Origin of the sequence: Sphingobacterium sp. ML3W, assembly GCF_000747525.1 — a bacterium.
GTDB lineage: Bacteria > Bacteroidota > Bacteroidia > Sphingobacteriales > Sphingobacteriaceae > Sphingobacterium.
This window is the reverse complement of the sequence record NZ_CP009278.1, coordinates 3,052,749-3,065,438: the sequence shown is the minus strand read 5'-3', so window position 1 is coordinate 3,065,438 and position 12,690 is coordinate 3,052,749. Positions and strand designations below refer to the sequence as shown.

10 protein-coding genes are annotated in these 12,690 nt (G+C 38.2%); all 10 read left to right on the top strand.

Going from position 1 to position 12,690, the window contains the following annotated elements; genetic code table 11:
* Positions 1-13: 13 nt before the first annotated feature.
* Entirely contained in the window at positions 14-1,666 is a 1,653-nt protein-coding gene (locus KO02_RS13090) for a SusD/RagB family nutrient-binding outer membrane lipoprotein (protein ID WP_038698956.1), read from the top strand.
* 31 nt (positions 1,667-1,697) lie between these two features.
* A complete protein-coding gene (locus KO02_RS13085; RefSeq protein WP_038702666.1) occupies positions 1,698-2,894 on the top strand; it encodes a purple acid phosphatase family protein in 1,197 nt (398 codons plus the stop codon).
* Between the two features lies 1 nt (position 2,895).
* Positions 2,896-3,756, top strand: coding sequence for a glycerophosphodiester phosphodiesterase family protein (locus KO02_RS22860; protein WP_051959927.1), 861 nt, complete (start codon positions 2,896-2,898; stop codon positions 3,754-3,756).
* 1,110 nt (positions 3,757-4,866) lie between these two features.
* Entirely contained in the window at positions 4,867-5,154 is a 288-nt protein-coding gene (locus tag KO02_RS13075) for a putative quinol monooxygenase (RefSeq protein ID WP_038698954.1), read from the top strand.
* A gap of 37 nt (positions 5,155-5,191) precedes the next feature.
* Positions 5,192-6,037, top strand: a complete 846-nt coding sequence (locus KO02_RS13070; protein WP_038702662.1) for an SDR family oxidoreductase — start codon at positions 5,192-5,194, stop codon at positions 6,035-6,037.
* Between the two features lie 103 nt (positions 6,038-6,140).
* Positions 6,141-6,890, top strand: coding sequence for an SDR family oxidoreductase (locus tag KO02_RS13065; RefSeq protein WP_038698952.1), 750 nt, complete (start codon positions 6,141-6,143; stop codon positions 6,888-6,890).
* Between the two features lie 99 nt (positions 6,891-6,989).
* A complete protein-coding gene (locus KO02_RS13060; RefSeq protein WP_038698950.1) occupies positions 6,990-7,883 on the top strand; it encodes a helix-turn-helix domain-containing protein in 894 nt (297 codons plus the stop codon).
* A gap of 953 nt (positions 7,884-8,836) precedes the next feature.
* Positions 8,837-9,706 carry a hypothetical protein gene (locus KO02_RS23805; RefSeq protein ID WP_051959926.1) on the top strand — a complete coding sequence of 290 codons (870 nt, stop codon included), beginning with the start codon at positions 8,837-8,839 and terminating at the stop codon, positions 9,704-9,706.
* 119 nt (positions 9,707-9,825) lie between these two features.
* A complete protein-coding gene (locus KO02_RS13045; protein WP_038698946.1) occupies positions 9,826-11,796 on the top strand; it encodes a hypothetical protein in 1,971 nt (656 codons plus the stop codon).
* Positions 11,797-11,826: 30 nt separating this feature from the next.
* A complete protein-coding gene (locus KO02_RS13040; RefSeq protein ID WP_038698944.1) occupies positions 11,827-12,645 on the top strand; it encodes a phytanoyl-CoA dioxygenase family protein in 819 nt (272 codons plus the stop codon).
* Positions 12,646-12,690: the final 45 nt, after the last annotated feature.

Below are 12,690 nucleotides of genomic sequence, written 5' to 3'. Positions count from 1 at the left end.
TAAAGCCAAGACAATGAACAATCATTTTAAAACTATAAAAATAGCACTGTTTGTCTCTGCCATAAGTATATGCTTGTGGAGCTGTAAAGATCTAACGGAAATCAATATCAATCCCAATGGCGTAAGTGAGGAGGAAGCAAATCCAAATTTACTATTGCCCACTATACTTGCTGGTACAGGAAGTAAATATAATGATCTCAGTTTTACAGATCTGGGAGGTGTGGTTCAACATACGCAATTGGATGCCTGGTTTGATTCGCACAATGATTATGAGTGGACAGGGGGAATATTAAGCTGGGATGCTTATTATGGATTTTTACGCGATAACGAATTGATGCGTCGCCGGTCTGAAGAATTGGGGTTTGATTTTCATCATGGTGTTTCACTGGTCATGCGCGCTTATCTGTTTGGGCTGATCACAGATTTGTGGGGAGATGCTCCTTATACCGATGCGCTAAAAGCTGAACAGGGAGGCGTGCAGTACAATTTCCCCAAGTTTGATCGGCAGGATGTGATCTACAAAGGAATCATTGAAGAGCTGAAACAGGCAAACGCCTTATTTTCAAAACCTAATGGCCGATATGATGTTTTGGCAAGTGCAGATATCTATTTTGGAGGCAATGTCGTTAAATGGCGTCGCTTTGCCAATTCCTTGGCTTTGCGCTACTACATGCGCATCGCAGAAAAAGAAAACACCTTTGCTAAAGAAGGAATAGAAAACATGTTGGCACATCCGGCAGATTTCCCGATAATTACATCTGTAGAGGATGAGGTAGTGATGAGTTTTATGGGAAATAATGCATCAGATTCCTGGCCTTCTAATACCGTTTTTGATGCAAGTGGCAGTAACTTTCGCCGGATGAAAATGTGTGCAACACTTGTTGATCGCCTACAAGAGTTTCATGACCCGCGAATAGCGGTTTGGGCGAAAAAGGTGGAAATTCCGATCGAGATTCGTTCGACAGAACCAAGTGGAACCGATCGAATCGTGAATGGTGTCCGTATTGTTTCACCCGATGTGGTCAAAGGTATTACTGTGGACGTTGATGCGGAATACGTAGGATTGCCACCCAGTGTTTCTAAAAACCCATCAGCCTATAATCTCAATCCGAGCCCTGGACAAACATCGATGAATCCGCATGTTTCTTACCTCCATGATAGCTATAAGGCAGCAAAAGGGGAAATACTGAAAGCTCGACTACTCGCAGCATCTGAAGTAAGTTTTATTTTGGCTGAAGCGGCTTGGAAAGGATGGGCATTGCCCGAGTCTCCTAAGACCTATTATGAGCAAGGTGTGCGCAATTCGCTTGCTACTTGGGGAAAAGAAAATGAGTATAGCGAATATATTCAAAAGCCTGGCGTTGCTTTTAATAATACACAAGCACAGATTATGGAGCAGAAATGGATTTCTAATTGGTCTACAGCATCACAAGCCTGGTTTGATTATCGAAGAACGGGCTATCCGCAATTGAAAGCCGGACCTGCAGCCATTCGTTCTCAACTGCCATTACGCATTCCTTATATGCAGAATGAAATGAGTGTTAATCAAAAAAATGCGACAGAAGCCTTGGGTCGAATTGAAAAAACGGCCTACTCTCAAGCAGATAATGAAAATAGTGCATGGTCCAAGTCCTGGTTGCTACAAGGAACGAATAAACCATGGTAATCATATATACAAACAATTAATATCGATCATAATGATTTTAAAGAATTTAATTTTATCCTTGAGTCTATGCTGTGTCCTATGTATAGGAACAGCACAAACTAGCGATCGTGGGCTATATCCTGATCGTATCACGTTGACGTGGTCAGATAATCCATCAACCACACAGTCTGTCACCTGGAGAATAAATGGTGCTTCTAATAAAGCTGTGGGACAGGTTGTCGAAGAGCAGAGTAGCCCCGATCTGGAGCAAGCAGCGCAGACGGTAATGGGCGTAACGAGTCAATTAAAAATTGAGGGCAATACGGCTGACAACTATGGGCAAGTTTCGTTTCAAGGACTAAAGGCTGGTACTGTATATGTCTACCGCGTAGGGGATGGCACGAATTGGAGTGCTTGGAATCAGTTTCGTACAGCTGATATAAAGGGTGATTTTTCGTTTATTTACCTGGGCGATGCGCAGAATGATTTACGTTCGCGATGGTCCCGATCCATTCGCAAAGCTTTTCAACAGGAACCTAATGCACGTTTTATTGTTCATGCCGGTGATCTGATTAATCGTTCAAATAACGATAGCGAATGGGGAGAATGGCATGAAGGAGCCGGGTTTATCCATCAGATGATACCAGCTATACCTACTCCTGGTAATCATGAATACCGCAGAGATTCTTTGGAGCAGTTGGTATTAGATCCGCATTGGAAAATGCATTTTAATCTTCCTAAAAATGGCCCTGTAGGTATGCAGGATGCGGTATATTATGTAGAGTATCAGGATGTGCGCATGATCTCATTAAATTCACAATTAATCATGCTAGATTCTGTAGCAGCTAGAAGACAAGAAGAATGGTTAGCTGAGGTTTTGGCATCCTCAAAAGCCAAATGGAATATTGTTGTGATGCATCATCCGGTTTATTCAACAGCAAAAAATAGAGACAACATCATCCTACGTGAGCGTTTTAAACCTATTTTCGAAAAGTATGGAGTTGATCTGGTATTGCAGGGACATGATCATACTTATGCAAGAGGTACAGCTGGTAAAGTTCGTCCGGTATATCTCCTTTCTGTGGCAGGACCAAAGATGTATGGTTCCGATTCGGAACGCTGGATGGAAGTATCAGGTGCGCAGACACAGCTCTACCAAGTTATTCGGGTTACAGATAGTAAGCTATACTTTTCAAGCTATAAACTGAATGGACAGTTGTTTGATTCATTCGAACTCGCTAAGAAATAACATGATACATATATTAACTGCTCTACGTGTTCTGTTGGTATCTTCAGGCGTTTTGTTTTCAGTTGTTTATGCACAATCCGATCGCCTATTGACAAAGTTGTCGGCAAAAGAACTGCATATTGCTGCTCACCGCGGGGCACACAAGCAATTTCCTGAGAATTCAATTCCCTCCATTTTGGAGGCGATAAAGTTAGGTGTCTCTATCGTGGAGCTCGATATTCGTAGTACTAAAGATGGTGTGCTTATTTTGATGCATGATGGTACTGTAGACCGCACAACTACAGGTAAGGGAAAAGTGAGTCATCTGACCTATTCTGAAATAGAGAACCTGTATTTACGGGATTCACCAGCAGGTGCGACCACTAACTATCGCGTGCCAACGTTGACAGAAGTGCTGCGCCTATGTAAAGGGAAAATTATCTTGGATATTGATTTTAAAGAAGAAAACAAAAAGTATGTTGCAAAAACTTTTGAATTGATTGTTGCAGAAAACATGGAAGACGAAGTTCTTTTTTTTCTATATGACCACAAAGAAATGGAAAATATCTATAAGCTTAATCCTCGTATCACTCTTTTTCCGCGTGCACGAAAAATGAGCGATCTGCATGAGATTTTAGAGTCTAAACGGACTTCAATTGTCCATATTGATCACTCGTTCGATAACTCGGATGAATTACTAAAGTTTAAAGATCAAGGTGTTATTTTATGGTTAAATAGTCTAGGTGATACAGATGAACAGGCTCTTCGGAATGGAAATACGGTTTACGACTTGTTTCTGAATAAATACCCTTATGTTAGGGTCATTCAGACGGATAATCCTGGCCTTTGGAACATTATGGTCCCTGGATCACATCGTCAGTAAAGGATTTATTACCCTCGCTAAGCAAATGCTAATCTTTGCGCTATTATTTTTGTTGATTCAAAATAATAGCGCTTTTGCTGCTTTTCCAGGCGATCTAAAAAGAATAAAAAGACAAAAAGCATCCAATACTCCAATATGGTATTAGACGGTTTAACGCCTTTGATATCTATTGAAGGAAGAAGTTATTCTTTTGACAAGGAGCGAGTCGAACCATTCTTTACCAAGCTTATTATGCAGAGAAGCAAAAGGAAATAGATAATCACTATACAGCTACAAAATTAAAATTTGCCGGTGCTGCTGGAGCAAAAGAATTTGATGGGTATATTTTAAATCCAATTTTTAATGCTTTTAATAAGGAAATCGAGTTAAAGGATGTTCAACTTTTGAAAAGTAAAATAAATGAGAAGGAAACGCTTTATGGTAATATTGGCCAAGATTTCATAAAGCAATTCAATAAAATGACTCTAAATTTTGATCAAATGTTTATCATATTCGATTGAGATTTTCTTAACCGTAATTTTAAAATTTATAGTTTAAGAGCCGTTAGTTCTTTTCTTGTAGATATAGCATCTGTATAGTTATCTACCATCTCCATTCTACCACAAATAATGAAACCAAGTATGGGTCTATCTTTGCGTGTTCAAATTGGATAGGGCAGAGTTTTAAATTTTTTCTCTTTTTGGATTAATGTTTAAGTCGTTTTGCCGGCTACGAAAGTTATGGCATTCTCAATATCACGTGATAACTTGGCGTTAATTTCCTCCATTTCTGATAAAAACATATTATTTTCACCAACAAGATAAACAGTTTTTTAGGTGTTATCAGCCAAATTCCCGTAATAGATTTATTGAAATTCGAATAGTTCATATCATCTTTCATATCAAATGAATAAGTGTTATAAATTAATTTCAAATAGGATTTATTTACTTTTTCATTATCATCAACAATTTCTTTATCATCAATAATTTCTACACCATGAACTGCAAAGCTCAGGGTTTAGTTGTATGGGTATGCTTTGGTTTGATATCTACAACTTTTTGTTTGATACCGACTATAATCTAGCATAATCCACTAGCTATCTTTGTATTGTAAATTTAAAGCAATTAATAAATGATAACATTATTAGTCAATCTAAAAGCTAAAAATCACGAGGATGCAGATTATCTAAGGGACATTTTAAAAGATCTAGCTATTTCAACACCTAAGGAAAAGGGTTGTATCGAGTATAGTATTTACCAAGAATCTGATAACGCACTATCCTTTCAGATACTGGAATCCTGGAATAGCCAAGAAGACATGGAAGGACATGAAAAGGTTTTGAATGATTCTGGACTTTTGAAAAAAGCCTCTGCACTTTTGGTTGGTGGGCTAAATCAAAAGAAAATTGAAAAAATATAAATTGAGACAAATAGTAATGAACACTAATAAAAAAAAGATGAAAACAATATTGATAACAGGAACCTCAAGCGGGATTGGAAAAGCAACGGCAAAGAAATTTTTAAACGCAGGCTGGAACGTAATTGCGACCATGCGATCTCCTGAAAAAGAAGAGGAACTTAAAAACTCCAATGCTATGTTAGTAATGAAGTTGGAAGTTACCGATATGAATAGCATCCAAAAAGCCATCGATGCCGGAATAGAGAAATTTGGAAAAATAGATGCCTTGATGAACAATGCAGGGTTTGGTACATTCGGTGCTTTCGAGACAGCAACACAGAAACAGGTTGAAGAATTGTTCAACGTCAATGTGTACGGATACCTGAACGTGACCAGAGCAATTTTGCCGCATTTTCGTAAAAACGGAAAAGGCACCTTACTTAATGTAAGTTCTCAAGGAGGTAGGATAACCTTTCCAACCTGTTCGCTATATCACGCTACAAAATTTGCAATAGAAGGTTTTACGGAATCCCTATCCTATGAATTGATCTCCGAGAATATCGAGGTCAAAATAATAGAGCCAGGAGCAACAGACACCAGCTTTGTAGGCTCTGCCAATATGGGGGGAAATGATTCTATTACCAACTATCAAAAGTTCGATAAGATCGCCCTTGAAACCTATGGCAAGCTTAATGAAAAATCCCAATCTACCTCTGATGAAATTGCTGAGGTCATCTTAGAAGCAGCCAATGACAAAAGTGGCCGATTGCGCTATATAATTGGGGAAGACACCAAACGCTTGTTGAACGCACGTAATACAATGACAGATCAAGAGTATGTGGACTATATGCGCGGAACTTATATTCCGGAGTTTTGGGATAAGAAAATCAATACTTCGATATAACCGAACAAAAGTTTACGGAGCAAGACTGTACAGAAATAAAAATGAATTCGTTTGAACTTCTTATAAAAGAGAGGTTCGAACGAGTTCACTAAAATAAAATGAAATGAAAACTACAGGAAATACAATTTTAATTACTGGGGGAGGCACCGGCATGGGTCTCGAAGCCGCAAAACAATTCGATGCTATGGGCAACACTGTAATTTTGGTTGCACGAAATGAGGGGCGATTGAAAGAGGAAGCGGCTAAATTGAATAATGCTTCTATTATAGTATGTGATCTATCCATCGAGAACGACCTGGATAGACTGGTCAATACAGTTAAGGAAAAGCACCCTAATTTAAATATGGTGTTCTTGAATGCTGGTATCGCAACCAATTACACATTATTTAGTCGTAATGATTCTTACAAGGTTAGTATTGCTGAAATGGTGACGAATTACCATTCAGTAGTAAAGCTTACCCAAGCTTTGGTGCCTATACTGGCCGATAGGGAAAATGCGGCCATTATAATTACCACTTCTGGAGTGGCCTTTGTTCCCGATTTGCAGCACCCCACCTACAGCGCTACCAAGGCCGCTTTGCATTCTTATAGCCTCTCCCTGAGGTTGGCTTTGGAACAACAAAAATCAAATGTCAAGATATTCGAGTTGATGGCTCCATTGGTGGATACTCCTTTTGCAAAAGGCATTAATTCAGACCAAAAAATGGCGGCAAGCAGGGTTATTCAAGAAATGATAGCGAAGCTTGAATTAAACGAATATGAAATGCACGTTGGTTTGACAAAAGATATCTTTGAAAAGATGAAAGTGTCCACTCAAGAGGCATTACATTTTGTTAATGGGATTACTGGATAAGCTTTACTTTTAATTATTCATAAAATAGTTACTACATTGTACATATTTAATGTAATAACTATTTTATGATAGTATTTCGCTCACCGTAAATTTCTTATTTTGGAAAAAACAGAAACATTCAAATCATTTTATGAAGATAAGTTTGGAGAGCGTTTAGATATACTCTCCAACGACAATGCAGATTTCTTAATGATTCCTCATGACGGGTGTATTGATGGGAAACCCATTCTATACCGACGACGTAATTTTTATAAAATTTCCTTTTTAGACGGTCGTTTTATAGTGCATTATGGTGATAAAAGTATCGAAACAAAAGGAGCAGGACTTGTTTTTTTCGATCCTAAAACTCCTTATACCATAGAATCATTGGAGGATAGTACAATGGGAGGACACTTAATCTTTAAGGAGTACTATCTAGACAGCTACTTTAGGAATCACATAAATAAATTACCAATATTTTCAAGGGATCTTAAACCCATTTTTAGTCTTGAGCAAGAGGAAATAGAAGAAATTATTACACTTTTTGATAAGATAAAGAGAGAACACAATTCGGATTATGAGTTCAAAAATGATTTGATTAGAAATTATATATCCGAGCTATTCCACTTTGCGGTAAAAAAGAAACCTTTAATAAACACGCATACCCCAACAGATGCAAAGACACGTCTGGCCAAAGTCTTTATCGAACTTTTGGATCGACAGTTCCCAATTGAAGATCCGGGTGATCCTTTTGTATTCCGGTCTCCCAGAAAATTGGCAGAAACCTTGGGCGTGCATGTAAACTCCTTGAATAGAGCAGTTCGCGGTTATACAGGAAAAACAACAAGTGACTACATATCAGACAGATTAATGGAGGAAGCGATAATACTATTAAAACATACTGATTGGAACATCGCAGATATTAGTTATGGATTAGGGTTTGAGGACCCTTCGCATTTTAACCACTTTTTTAAGGATAGGACGCAGCAGATTCCATCAAACTTGAGAATTTGAAAGGGAGACTATGCTAATATTTAGAATTCTACCTCATAAATAATTAAATCATAATTGAGGACAAATGTCTGACTTCTACTTAAAAGTCATTGATTATGAAATACTCTTTACAAAACCTCATTTTAGATATTCACTAGTCTAATAACTCAAAAACGGCTACCTGACTTTATTCAAGTAGCTTTAATATTAACATCAACCAAAAAATCAATTGATCATAGTAGCAAACTCTTGTTTTGATATCCTCACTTTTTTAAGTTTAGAATTCCAGTCATTTTCTTCATCACGATACCCTAAAGCAAGTAGTACAACTTACATTCATGTTCCATGTTTTCCGTCAATATAGCATTGTTAGTTAGTGTATATGCTATATCTATTGTTATAATATTTTTACTTGTAGTTTATAAAATTCACCGTGTTAATGTTTCAACATTAGTTGTTGTTGTTCTTTCTTAAAAAGGTTCTTGAAATAATCATAAGGCTTAAAAAAAGGATGATTAATTTCATAATAACTTGTTTATCAAATCATTATTTTCGATGTAGGACCTTTGAAAATGAACTCCAGTCATAGTGTTAAAGATACAAACTTATTAGCTTTAGCCTACTACCTGTTAACAATAGAGTCATACTGGTGATGGACAGGACGAACTGGAAGTCTGAGTAATTACCTTCCACATTTTGATGTTGAGGCATCTTATGGAAACACTTCTATTTTATTAATTTTCAGGCTATTAAGTAAAGTAAGTGACACCTTATTGCCACGAAAATAGAAGAGTATAAACCATTTGTTACAAACAAAAAACGTAAAAAATTAGCCCTGATTAGTAATGTGAAGGATATATTAAACTATTAAACACATTTTTAAAAATAAATATGTTTAATAGTTCTTTTTTAAGTAATTTTAATGTATTGAATACAGCGTTGTATTTTTTTTTAACCATTTAAACATATAAACTATGTCTACTATCTCTCCTGATGTGACTGTAAGTCCGTCTAGTCCGCTTTATATTACGGACACAAACAATCAATTTGGTACAGTAACGGTTTTGCCTGGAGGACAAATTTTTGTCCAGACTACGGCTAAAATTTCTATTGCTTCCTTAATTAAGTCAACGGCAGTGTTAAAAGCAGAGTCCGTGCAATCAAAAATTGGTGATATCAATATTCTTGGGCAATCCGGCGCTCCTGGAGTTAATGGTCAAGCTGGAACTAATGCGGCGAATGGTGTTGATGGCCAGAATGCAAGTTGTAATTGGGCATCTGGCTGTAATGATGGCTCTGCCGGTACGAATGGCGCTGCTGGTGGCAATGGTGGTAATGCAAGTGCAGGTGGGAGAGGCGGTGATTCTCCTGCTACTACTATGCGTATTGGACAAGTAGACGGCACGTTCACTGTGGTTGGCGGTGGTGGTGATGGCAGTAAAGGTGGTGATGGAGGTAACGGTGGTAACGGTGGTAACGGCGGTAAAGGCGGTAACGGCAGTAGCTCTGGTGCTTATTCGCGTAATGGTTACGCCGGTGGTAATGGCGGTAAAGGCGGAAATGGTGGTAATGGTGCAAATGGTGGCGATGGTGGTAACGGAAATGTAATCAATATAACCTATGAAAGTTTAAGCCCAGGAAGCCAGTTTATTCCTTACCCAATTGCAGGAAATCCAGGAGATGGCGGAAATGGTGGAATTGGAGGAGGAGGTGGCCTAGCTGGTGCTGGCGGTTCACCTGGAGGAGCTAATGGATCACCTGCAGACTCTGGGGATGGTGCAACAGCAGGAACTAAAGGTACCAATACGGGCCAGTTACCTCAAATCAATATTCAGCAAGGCTAAAATTATTCTACTACTATTATTTTGAAATAAATAGTAGTCAATAATCTACGGCTGATTTCTAATTAGCCGTAGATTTTACAGTACTACTAACTTTTATATTATTAATCCTAAAAATTTATATGATTCGTAGCTTCCGTCTAGGTCAAAAAGTTCAGCGTCTTATTTCGCTTGCTGATCAGCTCAAACCAGCCAACACTCCTTATTTAAAGGATAAGTGCTATCGGCTTCTTGATATACACTCCGATTCTGAAGATTTTAATACAGCTGCTTCTTGCCTTAACAATGATGGTGTGCCCTTACAGCTTTGTCTAACATCTTCGAATAAAGGAATGTCAATGCGTATCATTGCCGATCCTGGTGCTTATCATAGTGACCCCGAACAGCGTTATTCTTCATCCATTGATACATTGTTATATTTCATTGATGAGAGTCAGTCTAGCGAACTGAAAGAAATTGCTACAAAAACAATTGATATGCTTCTTCCAGACAATATGGATGAACGCAAGATTTATAAACAGGGGTTTGTATGGATTGGCGTGAGTCCACAAAAACCTGGTATTGCCTTTTACCTGGAAATGGCTCCGCTAAAACATGAAAAGGGATGGCTGAGAGTAGAAAATTGGCTTATGCATATTCTACCTAATACGAACGAAGCAATAGTTATCATAAACAAATTGAAAAAATACTGCATTGTAGCCAGTGCGGGACTAGAAGGAAGTACACTTGAAAATTCAAGAGCTAAAATTTACTTCCGGATGCGAGACAGCTATAATTTTGCCGACCTAAAAGAGATCGATCTTTTTTCATCCGAAGCGATGAAAGATTTTATGACTATCGCAACAGCACAATATGATGTAGATTCAGATGGAATGGTCATGAGTATCGGATTTAACTTACTTACCGGTGTACTTGTTGATGTAAAAACTGACTTATGTGGCCACTGCCTAAGATATAGTCCTGCTGAATGGTCTTCAGTTATAGCAACTTTATCCAAGCGCTATTCAATTTCATCACCAGATATGGAACTGATATTGAATAGCAAGGAATATCAAATTGCTTTTATCGGTTTAGGGCTTACTATTGATCATACGCCAAGACTTAATATTTATATAAAACATGGTAGTCAAATCGGTATACCTGAATCGGACGAAATATCGGGGGCTCTGAAGGATTCAATGCGTTATCTGATAGCTGTTCAAAATAAGAATGGCAGTTGGGACGACTATTTTCTACCTGTAGGTCAATCAGATCAATGGGTTACGGCATATGCAGCACAGGCATTGGCACAATATGGAAAAAGAAGCGGTAACATCGATGCGTTGAACGCCGCAAAAAAAGCAGCAGAATGGCTTTCTGATAACCGTAGTTATCAATCAGGATGGGGCTTTAATGCTGCTACAGGGCCTGACGCAGACTCGACAGGAATGGCTGTCGCCTTGTTTGACGAGCTTGACCTTCCTGTGAATGAAGAGGATCGTTTATTTTTCCGACGTCATTGGAAAGAAGGTGAATGCATAGCAACATATACAGAGCCAGAGGCTTGGGCTTCTGGTCATTGGGACGTTACTCCATGGGGATATCATGGTATGTTACCCGAAGATAAAAAAACTTTTCTTGCTCCCTTTCAAAGTGCATTAGGTGCAAACCGTATGCATACTGGTTTTTGGCGATCTTATTGGTGGCGAAACCCTTACTACAGTACTTTTATTACGTTGGAAGTATTAGATAAATTAGGTATGGAGGAACCGCATGAAGCTTATAGCTATGATCCATCCCAGATACAAATAGACAATGCTTTTGACTTAGCTTGCTATATTGGTATTGAATGTCTTAGGCAATATCCAAATCAAAAAATAGGTGCACATATAAGAGCATTACTTAACTGGCAGGCGGACAATGGACAATGGTATGGTTCAGCAAATCTGCGCGTGACGGATAATTTCTGTTATGAACCATGGAATAATCCTTCGGGTACTTATTACGAAGATAGAAAATCAATCATCACCAATGCAACAGTTATGAGGGTGCTTTCAAAAACAATTGCTTCGAAAACACCGTTAAATAGCGAAATTATGTATAACTGGATGTAACTACCTAATTTTATTAAAATCAAATCAATCATGTTACGAAAGTTATTTATCGACTCGAATAATGAGGCAGCTTTTCATAGAGATGGGTATATAGTTTTGGACCTTCTGACAGAAGAAGATGTTACCAAACTAAAAACGGCCTTTGGAATTGTGGAAAAACAGCATAGTTTTGATATAGCAGCCTCCGTGGTGCTTCCGGACCTAGAAATGCGTCGCTTTGTAAACAAAAGTATTACACCAATTTTCGAACAACGAGTACGACCTCTACTCAATAATTATAAGATCATTCTGGGTAGCTTCGTCGCTAAATGCGGAGGTTCTGAGCAGAGCAAATTTCCTTTGCATCAAGATCCGACATTTGTTGAAGAAGAACATCATGTTGGACTTAGTATCTGGTGCCCCTTGATTGATGTAGATAGGAGTAATGGTTGTCTGGGGCTATTGCCAGGCAGCCATCGTTTAAATAATCTATATCGTTCACCTTGCATGTTACCTTATACTGAGATCGAGGGGATTCTTGAATCTGAATATATGAAATATATTCCTATGAAAAAAGGGGAAGTATTATTGATGAATACCAGAACAATACATGGTTCTCCTCCTAACTTAAGCAGCACAATAAGACCAGTTGCCGCAGGTGTAGCGATACCTGAACACTTGCCGGTGTTATGTTGCTACTCAAGTATGGATGAAAATGCTAAAGAGACAACTGTATATCAGGTTCCAGATGATTTTTACTTGAGGCACACCATGACGACATTCCCTCAAGAAGGAAGATTATATAAAACCGTATCAAATCATATCGAATCTTTATCAATTGAAAAAATAGAAACACAGTTTAGTATTTAAACAGGACAATACTGTATGATCATTTTCAGCCAAAGGAAATGTAAT